This window comes from Frigoribacterium sp. AC394, assembly GCF_979258095.1.
On sequence record NZ_OZ409834.1, the window covers coordinates 869777 to 887691 of the forward strand.

Annotated in this window: 16 protein-coding genes; 6 read left to right on the top strand and 10 right to left on the bottom strand. The window is 72.2% G+C overall.

Annotation, left to right across the window (positions count from 1 at the left end):
* Window positions 1-2 precede the first annotated feature (2 nt).
* Window positions 3-1295 (top strand): DUF58 domain-containing protein, encoded by a 1293-nt coding sequence (locus ACZZY9_RS03940; protein WP_463463067.1) that lies wholly within the window; start codon window positions 3-5, stop codon window positions 1293-1295.
* Here ACZZY9_RS03940 and ACZZY9_RS03945 read toward each other — a convergent pair.
* On the bottom strand, window positions 1292-2287 hold the full coding sequence (locus tag ACZZY9_RS03945; RefSeq protein ID WP_463463068.1) for a stage II sporulation protein M: 996 nt from the start codon (window positions 2285-2287) through the stop codon (window positions 1292-1294). The two genes, ACZZY9_RS03940 and ACZZY9_RS03945, sit on opposite strands and share 4 nt — an antisense overlap.
* A gap of 18 nt (window positions 2288-2305) precedes the next feature.
* Here ACZZY9_RS03945 and ACZZY9_RS03950 point away from each other — a divergent pair, with 18 nt between their 5' ends.
* Window positions 2306-3190, top strand: a complete 885-nt coding sequence (locus ACZZY9_RS03950) for an RDD family protein (protein ID WP_463463069.1) — start codon at window positions 2306-2308, stop codon at window positions 3188-3190.
* 1 nt (window position 3191) lies between these two features.
* On the opposite strand, the gene ACZZY9_RS03955 is transcribed toward ACZZY9_RS03950, so the two are convergent.
* The 3 genes from ACZZY9_RS03955 to ACZZY9_RS03965 form a co-directional block, all read right to left on the bottom strand.
* Window positions 3192-3443, bottom strand: coding sequence for a metal-sensitive transcriptional regulator (locus ACZZY9_RS03955; protein WP_371740668.1), 252 nt, complete (start codon window positions 3441-3443; stop codon window positions 3192-3194).
* 153 nt (window positions 3444-3596) lie between these two features.
* Complete coding sequence (locus ACZZY9_RS03960) at window positions 3597-5015, bottom strand: phosphomannomutase/phosphoglucomutase (protein ID WP_463463070.1); 1419 nt, start codon at window positions 5013-5015, stop codon at window positions 3597-3599.
* On the bottom strand, window positions 5005-5217 hold the full coding sequence (locus tag ACZZY9_RS03965; RefSeq protein WP_192058472.1) for a DUF3499 family protein: 213 nt from the start codon (window positions 5215-5217) through the stop codon (window positions 5005-5007). Before ACZZY9_RS03965 ends, ACZZY9_RS03960 begins: the two co-directional genes overlap by 11 nt.
* A gap of 61 nt (window positions 5218-5278) precedes the next feature.
* Between ACZZY9_RS03965 and ACZZY9_RS03970 the strand changes: the two genes are divergently transcribed.
* Window positions 5279-5728: a metallopeptidase family protein gene (locus ACZZY9_RS03970; RefSeq protein WP_192058474.1), complete on the top strand. Its 450-nt coding sequence runs from the start codon at window positions 5279-5281 to the stop codon at window positions 5726-5728.
* 22 nt (window positions 5729-5750) lie between these two features.
* Here the strand turns inward: ACZZY9_RS03970 and ACZZY9_RS03975 are convergent, their stop codons facing one another.
* From ACZZY9_RS03975 to manA, 5 genes are all read right to left on the bottom strand, one after another.
* Window positions 5751-7160 (bottom strand): DUF5719 family protein, encoded by a 1410-nt coding sequence (locus ACZZY9_RS03975; RefSeq protein WP_463463071.1) that lies wholly within the window; start codon window positions 7158-7160, stop codon window positions 5751-5753.
* Window positions 7153-9996: a glycosyltransferase family 2 protein gene (locus ACZZY9_RS03980; RefSeq protein WP_463463072.1), complete on the bottom strand. Its 2844-nt coding sequence runs from the start codon at window positions 9994-9996 to the stop codon at window positions 7153-7155. Before ACZZY9_RS03980 ends, ACZZY9_RS03975 begins: the two co-directional genes overlap by 8 nt.
* A gap of 142 nt (window positions 9997-10138) precedes the next feature.
* A complete protein-coding gene (locus tag ACZZY9_RS03985) occupies window positions 10139-10456 on the bottom strand; it encodes a WhiB family transcriptional regulator (protein WP_463463073.1) in 318 nt (105 codons plus the stop codon).
* A gap of 172 nt (window positions 10457-10628) precedes the next feature.
* Complete coding sequence (galE, locus tag ACZZY9_RS03990; protein ID WP_463463074.1) at window positions 10629-11588, bottom strand: UDP-glucose 4-epimerase GalE; 960 nt, start codon at window positions 11586-11588, stop codon at window positions 10629-10631.
* Window positions 11589-11661: 73 nt separating this feature from the next.
* Window positions 11662-12828 carry a mannose-6-phosphate isomerase, class I gene (gene manA / locus ACZZY9_RS03995; RefSeq protein WP_463463075.1) on the bottom strand — a complete coding sequence of 389 codons (1167 nt, stop codon included), beginning with the start codon at window positions 12826-12828 and terminating at the stop codon, window positions 11662-11664.
* Between the two features lie 179 nt (window positions 12829-13007).
* On the opposite strand from manA, the gene ACZZY9_RS04000 reads away from it, so the two are divergent.
* The 3 genes from ACZZY9_RS04000 (at window position 13008) to ACZZY9_RS04010 (ending at window position 16955) form a co-directional block, all read left to right on the top strand.
* Entirely contained in the window at window positions 13008-14204 is a 1197-nt protein-coding gene (locus tag ACZZY9_RS04000; RefSeq protein WP_463463076.1) for an acyl-CoA dehydrogenase family protein, read from the top strand.
* Window positions 14205-14272: 68 nt separating this feature from the next.
* Window positions 14273-15625 (top strand): O-antigen ligase family protein, encoded by a 1353-nt coding sequence (locus ACZZY9_RS04005; protein WP_463463077.1) that lies wholly within the window; start codon window positions 14273-14275, stop codon window positions 15623-15625.
* A 37-nt stretch (window positions 15626-15662) separates the two neighbouring features.
* Window positions 15663-16955 (top strand): exopolysaccharide production protein, encoded by a 1293-nt coding sequence (locus ACZZY9_RS04010; protein WP_463463078.1) that lies wholly within the window; start codon window positions 15663-15665, stop codon window positions 16953-16955.
* Window positions 16956-17012: 57 nt separating this feature from the next.
* On the opposite strand, the gene ACZZY9_RS04015 is transcribed toward ACZZY9_RS04010, so the two are convergent.
* On the bottom strand, window positions 17013-17777 hold the full coding sequence (locus ACZZY9_RS04015) for a polyprenol monophosphomannose synthase (protein ID WP_463463079.1): 765 nt from the start codon (window positions 17775-17777) through the stop codon (window positions 17013-17015).
* Between the last annotated feature and the right edge of the window lie 138 nt (window positions 17778-17915).

Below are 17915 nucleotides of genomic sequence, written 5' to 3' on the forward strand. Positions count from 1 at the left end.
CCATGGCCGTCACCGGATGGTTCGTCGCGCTCGTCGCCCTCGGGGTCGTGCCCGTCATCGCGACGGAGAGCCCCTGGGCGCTCGTCGCCTGGCTCGTCGTCGTCGGCGCCCTGACCGGGCTCGACGTCGCCCTCGCGGGGTCGGCGCGAGCCCTGGGCCTCCATCGGGGGCTGCCCGGGCCGATCCGGCTGGGCGAGAGCACGACGGCCCGCCTGACGATCTCGAACGACGGACGTCGGACGATCCGCGGGCAGCTGCGCGACGCCTGGCAGCCCTCGGCGGGCGCCTCGCCGACCCGACGTCGTCTCCATCTCCGACCGGGGGCGGCCACGACGTTCACGACGACGCTGACCCCGTTCCGCCGCGGCGAGCGACTCGCCGACTCCGTGACGCTCCGCACCGTCGGCCCCCTCCGGCTCGCGGGCCGCCAGGCCACGCACGCCGTGCCCGGCTCGGTGCAGGTGCTGCCGCGCTTCTCGTCGCGCAAGCACCTGCCGTCGAGGCTGGCCCGTCTCCGCGAGCTCGACGGTCGCACGAGCGTGATGATCCGCGGTCAGGGCACCGAGTTCGACAGTCTCCGCGAGTACGTGCGCGGCGACGACGTGCGGTCGATCGACTGGCGTGCGACGGCCCGGCGCGACGAGGCCGTCGTCCGCACCTGGCGACCCGAGCGCGACCGTCGGGTCGTCGTCATCGTCGACAGCGGCCGCACCTCCGCCGCCCGGATCGACGACGAGCCCCGACTCGACACCGCGTTCGAGTCGGCGCTGCTGCTCGGCGCCCTGGCCTCGCGAGCGGGCGACCGGGTCGATCTCGTGGTCGTCGACCGTCGGGTCCGGGCCAGGGTTCAGGGCACCACCGGGCCCGCGCTGCTATCGTCCATGGTGACCGCCATGGCCCCCCTCGACCCCGAACTGGTCGAGACCGACTGGGCCGCCCTGCCCGGCATCGTGCGCTCGGTCACCACGCAGCGTGCGCTCGTCGTGATCGCGACGACGGTCGACAGCCCCGGCTCCGCGCGGGCGCTGCTCGCCGCCCTCCCCCAGCTGACCCGGCAGCACCTCGTCGTGGTGGCCTCCGTGGCCGATCCCGCGCTCGAGGGGCTGAGTATCGACCGGAGCTCCCGCGACGCCGTCTACCACGCGGCCGCCGCCGAGCGCGCCCGCCTCGACGGCGCGAGGGTCCGCACGGCCCTGCTCCAGTCGGGCGCCGACGTCGTGATGGCCGCCCCGGCCGACCTGCCGCCCGCTCTGGCCGACCGGTACCTCGCCCTGAAGGCCGCGGGGCGGCTCTAGGCCGAGACGAGGCGGGTCGCGCCGGCCTCGAACTCGTCGAGGTCGCCGGTCTCGCCCGCCCGGTGGGCACGACCGCCCAGCACCCACTGGTAGGCCAGGAACGCCAGCAGGGCGATCGTCCCGATGCCGATCTTCACCGGCCAGGGCCAGGGCTGACGGGTCACGAACCCCTCGATGACCCCGGACACGAGCAGGGCGAGCACCAGCCCGACGGCGATCGTGATGAGGGCCCGACCGTCTTCGGCCAGCGCCTGACCCCTGGTGCGGGCTCCCGGGGCGACCCAGGACCAGAAGATCATGAGTCCCGCCGCGGCGGCGACGAAGATGCTGTAGAGCTCGAGCTGGCCGTGGGGGGCGATGTACAGGAAGAAGTAGTCGAGCCGACCCTGATCGGCCATGATGCCGGCCGAGACCCCCAGATTGACGGCGTTGCCGAACACGACGTAGGGCACCCAGACGCCGGTGATGCCGAAGGCCACGCACTGGGCGGCGATGTAGGCGTTGTTCGTCCACACCTGCCCCGTGAACGAGGTGGAGGCGCTCTCGGAGTAGTACTGCACGAAGTCCTGCTCGGCGAACTGGCGCCGGAACTCCTCCGACCCGAACGACGCCAGGACGGCCGGGTTCTGCGCCGCCCAGACGGCGAACACGGTCGCCACGATCGCGGTCGCCAGCGCCACGGCGATCGACGCCCAGCGGACCCGGTAGAGGGCCGAGGGCAGCTGCGCCCAGAAGAAGGTCGGCAGCTGCCGGAGGACGTTCCGCCCCGCGCCGGTGAAACGCAGCCGGGCACGCGACAGGGTCATCGACAGTCGGTCGGCGGCCGGCGAGTCGCCGGTGGCCGTCGTGAGCGCCGACAGCTCGCCGGCACCGGACTGGTACAGGGCGACGAGCCGGTCGGCCTCGTCGCCGCTGAGTCGGCGACGGCGCGCCAGGCGATCGAGCTCGGCCCAGTCGTTGCCGTGGGCTGCGGCGTAGGCGTCGATGTCCATTCTGATTAGATACTAGGCATGCCTCGCCGCACGCCACCACGCGCCTCCCCGGTGGCACTGCGCGCCGACCAGGTCGAGACGTTCACGGCGGGGGGCGACGAGCTCGTGACCGGCGAGGCCGTGGCCCTCGACCTCCGCCCCACGAGCATCGTCCTGCGGGGTGCGGGCGTGATCATCGACTACCTCGTCTACGCGACCTCGGTCGTCGGGCTGCTCGTCCTGGTGGGGCTGCTGAACGAGGCGGGCGTGCTCGACGACGCGCTCTCGCAGGCCTTCGTGATCGGCTCCGTGGCCTTCGGCCTGATCGTCGTCCCCGCCGTCGTCGAGACGGTGTCGCACGGTCGCTCGCTCGGGCGCCTGGTCGTCGGCGCCCGGATCGTCCGAGTCGACGGAGGCGCGATCGGCTTCCGGCACGCCCTCACCCGGTCGCTCGTCGGGCTGCTCGAGATCGTCCTCACGACCGGGGGGCTCGCGGTCGTGGTCGGCCTGCTCAACGGCTCGTCCCGACGTCTCGGCGATCTGATGGCGGGCACGTACAGCCGCAACGAGAGACTGGCCAGAGACACCCGCGTCATCGCCGTGATGCCGCCCGAGCTCGCCGGCTGGGCCTCGATCGCCGACGTCGCCCGGCTGCCCGAGGGCACGGCGCGACGGGTCGCCGCGTTCGTGCAGCAGGGCTCGCGCCTCACCCCGACGAGTCGGCTCCGGGTGGCCGCCGGGCTCGCCGACGAGGTCCGGGCCCACGTGTCGCCGGTGCCCGACGTCGATCCGCAGCTCTGGCTGACCGCCGTCGCCGTGCTCCGCCGCGATCGGGAATCGACCGCCCTGGCCCGCGAGGCCGCGACGCTGGCCCGTCTCGAGCCGGCCCTCACCGGTACCGTCCCCGGGTTCCCCCGGCGCTGACCTACGAGCGGACGAGACGTGCGATGGCCGCCGAGGCCTCGCGGATGCGCTGATCGGCGATCTCGCCGCCCTCTCGGGCCGCCTCGGCCACGCAGTGCGCGAGATGGTCGTCGAGGAGCTGCAGGGCGACCGTCTCGAGCGCCTTCGTCGCCGCGCTGACCTGGGTCAGCACGTCGATGCAGTAGGTGTCGTCGTCGACCATCCGCTGGATGCCCCTGACCTGCCCCTCGGCGCGACGCAGGCGCTTGAGGATCTGCTCCTTGTCGCCGCTGTAGCCGACGTGCCGTGCCGGGCTGTCGGCCTCGTGGTCCGTCACCGCGCCTCCTCGTCCATCGATCACCGGGTGGGGCGACCGGGCCGACGGGCCCGACGCACCCGACCGGCGGATACCCCCTGGGGGTACAGACTAACCGCGGATGAGACGCAGCACGTCGTCGCGGACGCGGATCATCTCGGGCTCGGTGGCCGCCTCGGCGTTGAGACGCAGCAGCGGCTCGGTGTTCGAGGGGCGCACGTTGAACCACCAGAAGCCGCCCTCGTCGGACGCGCCGTTCACCGTGAGACCGTCGAGCTCGTCGAAGTCGCCGACCCCCGCGTAGGCGTCGACGATGCGCGCGTAGGCGGCGGGCACGTCGGTGACCGTCGAGTTGATCTCGCCGCTCGCCGAGTACGGCGTGTAGCGGTTCGTGAGCGTCGACAGCGGCTCGCCCTGCGAACCGAACTCGGCCAGCACGTGCATGGCGGCGAGCATGCCGTTGTCGGCACCCCAGAAGTCACGGAAGTAGTAGTGCGCCGAGTGCTCGCCGCCGAAGATCGCACCGGTCTCGCGCATCTCGTCTTTGATCAGCGAATGCCCCACCCGGGTGCGGACCGCCGTCGCACCCGATGCCTCGATGGCCTCGGGTACGGCCCGCGAGGTGATGAGGTTGTGGATGACGGCGATGTCGGCGTCGGGCTCGAGGGCCCGCACGCGCGCGATCTCGCGCACGGCGACGATCGCCGCCACGGCGGACGGGGTGACGGCGTCGCCGTTCTCGTCGACGACGAAGCAGCGGTCGGCGTCGCCGTCGAAGGCGAGCCCCAGGTCGGCGCCGTGCTCGACGACGGCCTTCTGCAGGTCGACGAGGTTCGCCGGCTCGAGCGGGTTCGCCTCGTGGTTGGGGAACGTTCCGTCGAGCTCGAAGTACATCGGCACGATCTCGATCGGCAGCTCGGCGAGCCCCGCGGCGGTGCCGAGCACGGCCGGGACGGTCAGCCCGCCCATGCCGTTGCCCGCGTCGACGACGACCTTGATCGGGCGGATGGACGACAGGTCGACGAGTCGACGGAGGTACGCGGCGTAGTCACCCAGCGCGTCGTACTCGCGGATCCCGCCCGGCTCGGCGACGGCCTCGATGCCGCCGTCGAGATACGAGGAGGCGCGGTCGCGGATCGAGGCCAGCCCGGTGTCGAGACTGATGCCCTGGGCACCTGCTCGGCTCATCTTTATGCCGTTGTAGCTGGCCGGGTTGTGGCTGGCCGTGAACATCGCGGCCGGGGCCGACAGCGAGCCCGACGCGAAGTACGACTCGTCGGTCGAGCAGAGCCCCAGCGCGACGACGTCCGCGCCACGGGCGCGGGCCCCCCGGGCGAAGGCTGCGGCGAATGCGGGCGAGGAGTCGCGCATGTCGTGGCCGACGACGAGCTCGGAGCCGGCGGCCTCGATCTCGTCGGCGAAGGCCGCACCGAAGGCCTCGACGACCTCGTCGGTCAGCTGACTGCCGACGAGCCCCCTGACGTCGTAGGTCTTGACGAAGGCGGCGAGGTCGGGGCTCTCAGATGTCATTCCCCAAAACTACCCGGCGCAGGACCTCCCACCCCTGCGGAACCGACAACGTCGATGCGTGTCGCTCGCAGAGGTCGTATCCGTGGGGCTCGACGACGCCGCTCAGCGGTCCGACGACCACCATCTGGTCGGAGTACACGTATGTCAGGGTCGCCGCCGCCTCGCGGTGGCAGGTGACCTTGCTGCAGGGACGCGCGTTCATCGGACACGAGACTAGTGCGTGCGGCCGGTGGCCGGGCCGAGCCGCGGACTAGCATGACGGGATGGCCAGGCCACATCACGTCCGCGTCACCGACCGCTCGCGTCATCGCGACCGTCACGGTCGGGGGCTCCGTTCGTCGGCGGCCGGTCCGCACCTGCCGTTCCTCCGCACGCGGGTCGACCTGTTCGACGACATCGTCGCCTCGACCGCCGACTACCTGCGCGAGCTCTGGCCCGACGAGCTCGAGGGCGTGACCTTCGAGGTGGCCGGGCTGCCGGCCGAGCCCGATCGGACCCGCGTCGAGCGCTGGCTCGTCGATCGCCAGGCCCGACGGGTCCTCCTGTACCGTCTGCCGATCGAACGACTCGCGCCGGCGCACGAGCACCGGTCCTCGCCCGACGGCGACTGGGACCACCGCGTCCTCGTCGAAGGCCATGTGTTCCGCGCCGTGGCCGAACTGCTCGGCAAGGACCCGTGGGAGCTCGCGCCCGACCGCTGGCGCGACCAGTGAGCGACACCGTCCCGCGTCGAGCTCAGGGGTAGACGGTGACCGGCGACGACGCCGGAAGCGGCGAGACGACGGGCCACGCTGCGACCGCTCCGTCCGCCGAGAAGCTCATGCCCGCACGGAGACCGTCGGCACCCGTCAGCAGCACCGACTGCCCCGCTGAGACCCCGAGGGTCGCGCTGCCGCCCGCCGGCACCTCCACGACCCGGTCCTCGCCGTCGACGCTCACCGTCGCCGAGACGACGTCGTCCGTCGGATTCGCCAGGGTGAGACCCGCGCCCTCGCCCTCCGGCACCGACAGGAGGGTGCCGCCGGCCAGGGCCGGCGCCGAGGCAGCCCAGGACACGTCGACGGCGCCGTCGGCGGACAGCGCCGAGGTGCGGACGGCGCTCACGACCGGGACGTCCGACGTGATGGTCGCCGTGTAACGGCCGTCCGCCAGGCCGTCGATCGGCACGTCCGTCACGAGACCGGACTCGACTCGCGTGTCGAAGGATGTGCCGGTGCCGTCGTCCGAGGCGATGCGCACGGAGACCAGCGCCGCCGAATCGCCCGGTGCGAAGAGGCGCAGGGCGCTCTGCAGATCGCCGGCGGCCGGGTCCGCCAACGCCGCCTCGAGGGTCTCGCCCCCACGGACGATGATCCCGGGGACGACCGAGGTCGTGCTGGGGGCCGCCGCCCCGCTGATGATGTCCACCCCGCCCGGATCGAGCGTCCGGACGATCGACTCCTGCATGGACGCGACGATCTGGCCGCCGCGGCTGGAGACGTGCACCACCGGGGAGAGGAGCCCCGTCGAGAAGCCGGAGAGCGGGATGACCCGCTGACTGCGCGGGCCCACCACGATGCCCTCGATGCCCGGGCCCTGGACGGGACCGTTCTCGGCGGAGATGTCGAGGTCGATCGTGGAGTTGACGTCGCTCGGGTTGACGAGGGTGATCAGCGAGACGCGACCGGTCTCGGTCGACCCGCCGACCAGCCACGTCGAGCTGCTGGGCTCGGTGCACGGCGCACTGGCGAATCCGACGAGATCGTCGGAGGCGATCGTCTGGCTCTGCGCCGCCGCGACGAGGGGGACGTCGTCTCCTGCCAGAGGCGCGGTCACGAGCAGAGGGTCGGAGCTGCTGCCGTCCGCGCCGGCGAGCGTCGTCGTCGATTCGTCGTCGGCGCTCGAGGATGTGACGACCTGCGCACTGTCGACGGCGCTGGCGGTCGTCGCCTGCTGCCCCTCGGCGTCGGAGAGCCGGAGAACGCTGCCGCCGCAGACCCGCTGCGGGTCGAGGGGCACGGGTGTGACGACCTGACCGGCCGGAGTCGCCTCGAGACTCGGCAGGGGCAGGACGGTCGCGGCGGTCACGACGGCCACGCCGACGGCGATCCCCACCACCCCCACGATGATGCGCCCGGTGGTCGAGGCGACGGATCGCTCAGTCATCTCTCTCCTCGTCGAAGGTGGTGGCGGGCTGCTCGGCTTCGGGCGTCCCGGCACGGCTGCGGCGACGACGCGGAGTCGTCGGAAGCGCCAGGAGGAGTGCCGAGCCGAGCACGAGGGCCCAGGTGACCAGGACGATCACGCCGAGCGGACCGCCGTCGGGATGCGGCTCGCGCTGGTCGGTCGAGTCGATGTAGCGCCAGAGCAGACCGTTGCTGGTGTCGCCGACCGGCAGGAACGCCGCGTCTGCGTCGAGGGCCTCGCTCGACCGCTGGGCAAGAGCCGAGGAGTCCGGATCGTCCGCGCCCTCGGTCAGCAGCACGAAGCCGATGCCCTGGCGCGCGAGGTCGTCGGAGGGGTCGAACCCGCTCCGGCTCACCAGGTTGCCGGCGAGGACGGTGAGATCGCCGGTGGTCGAGGTGAGACTCTGCGCGGTCGAGTCGAGCGACGACTGGTCGTCGAGGGTCGACCCCTGCCCGTGCTCGAGCGAGACCGCCAGCGAGCCGTCGGGCTGCGGCGTCAGCACCAGGGTTCCGATCTCCGGTGACGCCTCGGCCTCCGCCGTCACGTAGGCCGACAGGATCCTACCGGTGCTCGAGCGGATGTCCGCCGCGCCCGAGAGCGAGCCGATCACCACGGGCACGGCCGCGGCGACCGCGAACACCGCCACGACGACACCCGACGCCGGTGCGATGCGCGGCAGTCGATCGAGCGTGACCGAGGCCGCGCCGATCAGACCGAGCAGGTAGAGGCTGAGCGCGCCTCCGGTCCAGATCGTCGTGCTCTCGCTGCCGACTCCGATGATCGACAGCTGCGTCGCCGCCACGGCCGTGAGGTAGCCGGCCAGCGCGATGACGAGCGCGGGCACGGCACGGGTGCGCGAGCCGACGAAGGGCGAGGCGAGCGCGAGGAGCGCGAGGGGCACGAGACCCACTGCCACGATGATCGCGAGCGTCCCGCCCTGGACGCCCGACCCCCCGAGGAGGGAGGTCCATCCGTTCAGACCGGTCTCGGGGGAGCCGAGCAGGAGCTGGAGGGGCGACGCGGGGTCCGTCCGGGTGGGGACTCCGGGGTCGGCGAGGAGGGCCCACCAGGTGCCGCGCATGGTCTGGACGATCGCCAGCGGGGCGAACAGCACCACGGCCGGCAGGGGGATCGCCAGCATGCGGTGGATCCCCCTCGGCCGGGTCGCGAGCGATCCGATCCAGAGGAGGAGCAGCGCCGGCAGGAGGACGGGTGCACCGGCCGCGACGAGCGCGAAGAGCAGCGCCGCCGCCGCCCCCGAGGCCCACGAGCGCGCCGCTCCGATGAGCGCCCAGATGAAGAACGGGAGCGCCATGTGCGCGACGACCGCTCCGAGGTGCCCGGTCTGGAGCGAGGAGAACAGGGGCGACGACACGGCGTAGAGCGCGGCCGCGACGGCGGGGACCCACGAACGCGTCGTGATGCGCCGGGCGACGAAGAAGGTGCCGATCGCCGAGAGGGGCGCGGAGACGAGGTAGACGACGAGCACCGACGTCGACGGAGACCAGAAGGTGGCCGTCCCGAGGAGCGCCACGACGAGGGCGAACGGGTCGGACGGGCCGACGAAGCCGGCGCCGATCTCGCGCCAGCCCCAGCCGACGGACTTCCAGAGCTCTCCGACGGTGGTGCTGAGCGGCAGGAGTCCGCCGCCGGTGATCGCGGGCTCGCGCACCAGCCGGAGGAACGCGACCACGCTGACGACGGCCGTGGCGACGACGACCCACAGTCCACCCGAACCGATGAAGCTGGCCCTCGGGTCGGCGGAGTCCTCGCCCCGGGCGACCAGGGCGTCCCGCTCGTTGACCCGACGCTCGCGCACCTGGTTGTAGCTGGCCCGCAGGGGTTCGACGGCCGACCACGACACCGTCCTGGTCCGGTGCAGCGCACGGCGTGCGGCGGGCACGCGCCCTCCCCCGAAGGCCACGCGCAGAGCGGTCGAGAACTCGCCGAGGACCGCACCGGGGTTCTTGGTGAGGAGGTGCCAGACGCTCCGGATGACGGCCAGCGGGACGAGGCTGAGCCAGTGCAGGGGCAGTGCGGCGAGAGGTGCGTAGACGAGCCGTCGGTGGAGCTGCGCCGCGCGACGCAGCCGGGCCCGACGAGCGTGCCCTCCGTGGGACTGCCCGAAGTCCTCCGGGTTGCCCGCGCTGCTGACGTGCGCGGCGGGGACGGCGACCACCCGGTGCCCGGCGAGTCTCGCGCGCACCGAGAAGTCGAGCGACGCGTCGACGTGCGGCAGTCCCGGGTCGAACCCGCCGAGGGCGTCCCAGACGCTCCGCCGCACGAGCATGCCGCCCGCGGCGACGCCGAGGACGTCGTCGTGGAAGTCGTGCTGCCCCTGATCGAGCTCGTTCTCGACGAGCGGCATCGACGCCCCATAGCGCGTCATGGTCTCGCCGAACTCGGCGATCGTTCCCGGCTCGTCCCAGCGCATCAGCTTCGGACCGGCGACTGCGACGGAGGGTGCCACCTCTACCGTCGCCATCAGACGCTCGAGCGCGTCGTGCTCCGGCGCGTTGTCGTGCCCGAGGAACCACAGCCATTCGTCGTGGGTGTCGTGCGGGGCGTCCGACGTCGGGCCCGACACGCGGACGCCGTGAGCGAGGGCCTCGCCGAACGTCCGGGCCGCGGGGACGCTGGTCAGCTGTGCGGCGCCGCTCAGTGACAGGCGGCCTGCCGCGGAGTCCGGTCCGCCGGTGTCGACGACCACGAGGGCCTCGGGCGGTCGCGTCTGACGCGACAGACCCTCGAGGGTTCGGTCGAGGTAGGTCGCCCCACCGGGGGCGACGAGGATCGCTGTGACTCTCGGCTGCATGACCTGTGCAGCCTAGGTCGAGCCTCGCACCTCCGTCGACCGGCGCGCCGGTCCCGACGCACCTGTGAACCACCCATGACCGGGTACGACGACGGCGTGCCGCCCGTTCGGGGAGCACGCCGTGATGTCGAGGAGGCGCGGGTCAGGCCTGCTTGCGGAGCTTCCGTCGTTCGCGTTCCGACAGACCGCCCCAGATGCCGAAGCGCTCGTCGTTCTGCAGGGCGTACTCGAGGCACTGGGCCTTGACGTCGCACGAGGCGCAGATCTTCTTGGCGTCGCGGGTGCTTCCGCCCTTCTCGGGGAAGAACGCCTCGGGATCGGTCTGAGCGCAGAGCGAATCGGCCTGCCAGGCGAGCTGGTTCTCTTCGTCGTCGACCTGGGTCTTGCGCACGCCGGGGACGCCGAGCAGGACCGGGTCGACGTGCCAGTCGTCGGGTACTCCGACACGGGTGTCGTTCATCGTCACAGCACATCTCCCCTCGTCGTCGTCGCCCCCTGAAAGGCTGCGATGGGGTCAATTACACCGGTGTAATTCGGCCACGTCAAGTCAGGGCCCAATAAACCCTGAACCCCTCATCGAGGGTCAAGCGGGCCCCGGCGTGTCGGGGTACGGTTCCGCTCGTCGCGCCGTCTCAGGCGCGCGGGGCGGCGGCCCAGGCGCTCGTGACCATGTCGAGCAGACTGTGTCGCATCGTCCAGTCGAGGTCGCGGGCCGCGAGTGCGCCGTCGGCGACGATGCGATCCGGGTCGCCCGCGCGCCGAGGTGCGACGTCGGGCGTGAAGTCGATGCCGGTGCCCTCGCGCATGGCGTCCATGATCTCCCGCACCGACACCCCGCCTCCCGAACCGAGGTTGTAGGCGGGCTCGACCGGCTCGCCCGCATCGAGGCGTCGAGCGGCGGCCACATGCGACACGGCGAGGTCGGCGACGTGCACGTAATCGCGCACGCAGGTGCCGTCGGGCGTGGCGTAGTCGTCGCCGTTGATGCGCGGCGTGCGACCCGCGGCGAGCGCGTCGAACACGAGGGGGAAGAGATTGTGCGGGCTGGCGTCGTACAGCTCGGGGTGTCCGGAGCCGACCACGTTGAAGTAGCGGAGGCTCGTGTGACGGAGTCCCGACGCCACCGCCTGGTCGCGCAGCAGCCACTCGCCGATCAGCTTGCTCTCGCCGTACGGCGAGGCGGGGGCCTTGGGGGTGTCCTCCGTGACGAGCTCGGTGGGCGGGGTGCCGTAGACGGCGGCGCTCGACGAGAACACGATGCGATCGACGCCGTTCCCGGCCATCGCCTCGAGCAGGCGCTGCGTGCCCGTCACGTTCTGGTCGTAGGTGTGCAGCGGACGCTGGACGGACACCCCGGCGTACTTGTAGCCCGCGACGTGGACGACGCCGGTGACGCCGTGGCGGGCGATCGTCTCGGAGACGAGGTCGCCATCGAGGATCGACCCCCGGACGAACGGCACCCCCTCGGGCACGAACGACTCGATGCCCGACGAGAGGTCGTCGAGCACGACCGCGTCGATCCCCGCCGACCGGAACTCGCGGACGACATGGGATCCGATGTAGCCGGCGCCGCCGGTGACCAACCAAGACATGGGCCAACTCTAGTCAGCGACGGGGGCGTCCCCGCGGCGGCTCGCTCGCACCGAGGAGGCGCGGGTCGACGACTCAGGCGGGGGTCGCCACGTAGAGGGTCCCTCCCCCGGTGACGGCCAGCCGGACCTCGTCGGGTGTCACGAACGCGGACTCGCCGGTGGCGAGGCGGATGCTGCCGTCCTGGCCCTTCACCTGCACCTCGCCCTCGGTGACGAGCATGATGCTCGGTCCGCCGATCTGCACGACCGCGCCCGCGCCTCCGGCGTCCACCCGGAGGAGGGCGAAGCCGACGCCCGTCGGGTCGAACCGCTCGACCCCGCGCGCGGTCTCGACCGGGCGGAGGTACGGGACCGGCAGCGGGTCGAAGTCGAGCACCTCGAGCAGCTCGGGGACGTCGACGTGCTTCGGGGTGAGCCCGCCGCGGAGGACGTTGTCGGACGGCGCCATCAGCTCGACCCCGAGACCCCCGAGGTACGCGTGCACGTTGCCCGCCGGGAGGAAGAGCGCCTCGCCGCGGGAGAGCGTCACGTGGTTGAGCAGCAGCGAGACGACGACGCCGGGGTCGCCGGGGTAGCGACCGGAGAGGTCGGCGACGGTCGCGATCGAGGGCGACGGGTCGGCCACGCCCTGCGCGAGCTCGGAGACGTCCGTGACGATCCGAGCGGACTCGTCGGAGCCGTCGAACAGCCGCGTCAGAGTCGTCTCGAGCGACGTCTCGATCATGCCGCGGAGCGACGACAGCCGGCCGGTGCCGCCGTCGAGGGCATCGACGTCGGCGAGGGTCTCGACCAGGGTGCGGAAGCCGCAGAGCGCCTCGAACGCGTCGCTGAGGGCGACGATGATCTCGGGCTTCGGGAACGGGTCCTTGTAGTTGCGCGACGGCGAGTCGAGGGGCACGCCCGCCTCGTTCTCCGCGGCGAAGCCGGCCCTCGCCTGCTCGGGGGTCGGGTGCGCCTGGATCGACAACGGGGAATCGGCGGCGAGGACCTTCAGGAGGAACGGCAGCTCGGACCGGCCACGACCGAGGGCGCGATCCGGCTCGGCGGCGAACCAGTCGGCCAGCGTGTCGGCCCCGCCCACGACGGCCGGGTTGACGACGACGCTCGGCGAGCCGGCGTGGGCCCCCAGCCACAGCTCCGCCTCGGGTCGCCCGGACGGTCGGCGCCCGAGCAGCGTCGAGATCGCGGTCGTCGAGCCCCATGCGTAGTCGCGGGGCGTGTTGGTGATGGCCAGGAACATGCTCTACCTGCTTGTCGAGTGGAGGGCTTGGGGCCCCTCTACAAAGACATCGGGGCCTCAACCGGGAGGCGTTGGCCAAAACTACCAAGTCCGTTGCCGCGCGCGGGCGGCGTGCCTAGGCTCGCCGGGTCCCGGCGGCCAGGCCGCGCGGGGCCCCGACACAGAGCAATGGAGCACGGATGTCATCGACGACCCTCACCTCGTTCAGCACGCTGGCCAGCGACTTCTTCGGATTCGAGGACCAGCTCTCGGATCGCGAGAAGGGCGTGCTGTCCGAGCTGCGCTCGTATCTCGAGACCGAGGTCAAGCCGATCGTCAACCGGCACTGGGCCGACGCGACCTTCCCGCACGAGGTCGTCAAGGGCCTGGCGGGTCTCGGCCTGTTCGGCATGCCGTGGGACGAGACCCGGCCGTTCGAGAACTCCGCCGTGTTCCGCGGCTGGGTCGCCCTCGAGCTCGCGCGGGTCGACGCCTCCGTCGCGACCTTCTGCGGCGTGCAGAACGGGCTGGCCATGGGATCGATCAGCGTCGGCGGATCACCCGAGCAACGCGCCGAGTGGCTGCCGAAGATGGCCAGCGGCGAGGTCGTGGGCGCGTTCGGACTGACCGAGCCCCTCTCGGGCAGCGACTCGGCGCAGGGCCTGCGCACCGTCGCCACCCGCGACGGCGACGACTGGGTCCTGAACGGGTCGAAGCGCTGGATCGGCAACGCGACCTTCAGCGACATCACGATCATCTGGGCCAAGAGCGCGGAGGACGGCCAGGTGAAGGGCTTCATCGTCCCGACCTCGACCCCGGGGTACTCGGCCACCAAGATCGAGGACAAGCAGAGCCTCCGCATCGTCCAGAACGCCGACATCACGCTCACCGACGTGCGCGTCCCCGACCGCATGCGCCTCCAGCAGGCGACGTCGTTCCGCGACACCGCGGCGGTCCTCCGCCTCACCCGCGCCGACGTGGCCTGGGCCGCCGTCGGCAACTCCATCGGCGCCTACGAGGCGGCGCTGGCCTACGCCAACGAGCGCGTCCAGTTCGGCAAGCCGATCGCCAAGCACCAGCTCGTCCAGGACCTGCTGGTCAAGAGCATCGGCAACATCACCGCCTCGATCGCCCTGGTGGCGCGCTGCTCGCAGATGCTCGACGAAGGAGTCCAGCGCGACGAGCACGCGTCGCTCGCCAAGGCGTTCACGACGGCGAGGATGCGCGAGACCGTCGGTTACGCCCGCGAGGTGCTCGGGGGCAACGGCATCGTGCTCGACTACGACGTCGCCCGGTTCTTCGCGGACGCCGAGGCCCTCTACAGCTACGAGGGCACGCGCGAGATGAACACGCTGATCGTCGGTCGGGCCATCACCGGCCAGGCCGCCTTCGTCTGACCCCGCTCCTCCACAGGTCCACGACGGGCCGCCCCGGCCGGGGCGGCCCGTCGTCTAGCCTGGTGCCCATGACGTCGACGACCACCTCCCCGCCCGCGGTCCTGGCACCGCGTCGACAGGGCACGGTCTTCGCGACGCTGGCGTTCCTCGTCCTGTTCGGCGGCGACGTGCTCCGCAACGGCACCTCCTTCTGGGGCTGGGGCATCGCCTGCGGGGCGATGGTCGTCGCCTCCGCGGTCGTCGTGGCCCGCAACCGGCCCGACCCCCGGCGACTCCCCCGGCTGCTCGTGCTCTTCACGATCTGGGCGGTCGTCTCGATCAGCTGGTCGCAGTACCCCGGCGCGTCGGCGCTCGGCATCGTCGCGACCCTGGCCACCATGCTCGGCGCCCTGGCGGTCGCCTGGTCGCTCCCCTGGCCGCTCATCGTCACGGCGCTCGGTCGGGCCCTCCGCATCCACGTCGGTCTCTCGCTGCTCTTCGAGCTGATCGTCGCGACCCTCGTCCGACGCCCCGTCTGCCCCGTCTACCTCGACTGCACCGGCGGGGTGCCCGACGCCTTCTTCTGGTCGCGCGACGTGCTGCTCGAGGGCGGTCGCATCCAGGGGCTGCAGGGCAACAGCAACATCCTGGGCATCCTGGCGCTCCTGGCGCTCGTCGTCACCGCGTCGCAGTGGTCGGCCCGCACCATCAGCTCGCGTGCGGGCACGATCGGGGTCGCCCTCGCGATCGCGGCCCTGCTGCTCACCCGATCGGCGACCACCGCGGCGAGCGGCCTCGCCGTGGTGGCCGTGCTGGCGCTCGTGCTGCTGGTCCGCCGCACCGCGCCTCCTCGGCGTCCGCGTCTGTACCTGGCAGCCGTGGTCGCCGTCGTGGTCGTGGCCGTCGTCGCCGTGCTCGCCCGCACGCCCCTGCTCGGCGCGCTGGGCCGCAGCAGCGACCTCACCGGTCGCACCGACATCTGGGCCGCGGTGCTCGACCTGGGCGCGCAGCACCCGGTCGTCGGCTGGGGCTGGGTCGGCTACTGGGTCCCCTGGGCGACCCCGTTCACCGACCTCGCCGAGCGGAACGGCGTCGTCTACCTGCAGGCGCACGACGCCTATCTCGACGTCTGGTTCCAGCTCGGCTGGATCGGGCTCGTGCTGTTCGGCCTCGTGTGCCTCGGCGTGCTGGCGCGCTCGTGGTGGTGGGCCACCGACCGCCGTGTCCTCGGCGTCGGGCGGGAGGCCCCGTGGGCGACGCTCGACCTGCTGCCGCTGCTGCTCGTCGTCGCGCTGCTCGTGCACGGCATCGCCGAGTCCCGCCTGATCGTCGAATGGGGTTTCGCGCTGCTGGTCGTGGTCGTGGTCGTGACCCGGCGCGACGCCCACGGCTGGAGCGACCACGACCGGGTCGCCGAGCCCACCGACGCCCTCCGTCCGTGACGACGGCGCCCGGAGACCGCCCTGCCACAATGGTCGCGTGAAGCAGACCCGAGACGAGCGCGACCCGATCCGCCGCTACGTGTCGGCCTGGATCGGGTTCTCGGCGGGCGGTCACTTCAGCCAGGCCCTCGCGGTCGCCATCGTGCTCTACGCCTTCACGACCGAGTCGGTCCGCTCGCTGATGGGCTGGCCGGGCTCCGTGGCGATCCTGGCGGCCCTGGTCGTCCTGGCCGGCGTCTCGCTCTTCGGCCAGCGGCACCACATCGAGTGGCGCGGCATCCTGCCCGTGTCGCTCATCGCCCTGTTCGGGTTCATGGGCCTCAGCGTGTTCTGGAGCGAGTACACCTGGGTGACCGTAGGAGGCGCGGCGTACGCGGCCGCGTTCGGCGCCCTCGGCATCTACCTCGCGCTCGGCCGGGATCTCGTCCAGGTGGTGCGCGCCGTCGGCGACGCCCTGCGGATCGTGCTGGTGACCTCGCTGGCTCTCGAGGTGTTCAGCGGCCTGCTCATCGACCAGCCCATCCCCTTCCTCGGCATCCAGGGCAACCTGGCCTACGGCGGGCCCATCCAGGGCATCGCCGGCACACGCAACTACATCGGCTACCTCGCCGCGCTGGCCCTCGTCACCTTCGCCGTCGAGTTCCTCACCCGGTCGGTGCCCCGTCCGCAGGCGGTCGCCTCCGGGCTGGTCGCCATGGCGACCCTGCTGCTCGCCCGCTCGCCGGTCACGGCCGTCGCGGTGCTCGCCCTCGTGGTGGCCGGGCTGGCGCTCAACTCGTTGCGCCGGGCGCCCGAACGGCGGCGTCCTCTGCTGCAGGGAGTGCTGGCGACGCTCGTCGTGATCGGCGGGACCCTGGCCTACGTGGGCCGTTCGCGCCTCCTCGACTCCGTCGACGCCACGGCCGACCTGTCGGTCCGGACAGCGCTCTGGTCACGGATCCGCGAGCTGACGAGCGTCCACGACGTGACGGGGTGGGGCTTCGTGGGGCAGTGGCCCGGCGAGATCTTCCCGTTCTCGACCATCATCTCGCCGAGCGGCCGCCCGCATGCGACGGGACTGAACGCCTTCTACGACATGGGGCTGCAGCTCGGCCTCGCTGGCGTCCTCCTCTTGGTCGTCGCCGGGACCCTCGCGTTCGTCCGGAGCTGGACCACCGCCTCCGGCCACCCGATCGTCGCCTACGTCTGGCCGGCCCTCGTGCTCGTGCTGATCGGGGTCACGGCCCTGGCGGAGAGCTACGTGCTGTTCGAGGGCTCGCTCATGCTGTTCGTCGCCGTGTCGACCATCGCGGCTCGGAAGCGCTCCTGGCGCTCCCGCCTGCCCGCCTGACCGACGGCTGATCGCCCGCGACGGCGCTCTCGTCGTCAGGCGCGTCGAGGCGGAGTCCTACTCGTCGCGGAGCGGCCGGCCGAGCAGTCGGCGCCAGGCTCGCTGGGCGCCCCAGACGGTCACCTTGAGCATGGCCTCCTGGACGATCGACCCGCTCATCTTCGAGACACCCGCCTCGCGCTCCCGGAACTCGATCGGCACCTCGACGATGGTGTGACCGGCATCGAGGGTCCGCAGCGTCATGTCGACCTGGAAGAAGTAGCCCCGCGAGGCGACGCGCTCCAGGGGCATGCCCGCGAGGACGTCCGCCCGGTAGGCGCGGAATCCGGCGGTCGCGTCGCGGACGGGGATCCGCAGGGCGAGTCTCGAATAGAGGTTGCCAGCCCGGCTGAGGAACAGCCTGCGCTTGGGCCAGTTGACGACGGACCCGCCGGGGACCCAGCGGGACCCGATGACGAGACCCGGCCTGGTCGGCCCGTCGAGCGCCTCGAGCATGAGCGGGAGCCGGTCGGCCGGATGGCTGCCGTCGGCGTCGATCTCGACGAGCACCCGGTAGCCGCGTTCGAGGCCGAGACGGAACCCCGCGACGTAGGCGGCGCCGAGCCCCTCCTTGGCGGCGCGGTGGACGACCGTCACACGGTCGTCCACCGCAGCGATCTCATCGGCGATGTCGCCTGTGCCGTCGGGGCTGTCGTCGTCCATGACGAGGACGTGGGCGGTCGGCACCGCCTCCAGGATGCGGGCGACGATGCCGCGGATGTTCTCGGCCTCGTCGTAGGTCGGCACGATGGCCAGGCAGGCGGCATTCACTGAATCAGGCACGGTCGTCCTCGGTGGATCGGGATGGGTCGAGCACGAGACTAACGCCCCGGCACCTGGCGGAGCCCTCAGCGCACCGGGCGCGCGGCGCGGTCCTCCCCGGGGCGAGGAGGGGTCCGTTGCTAGACTCGGGCCTTCCCG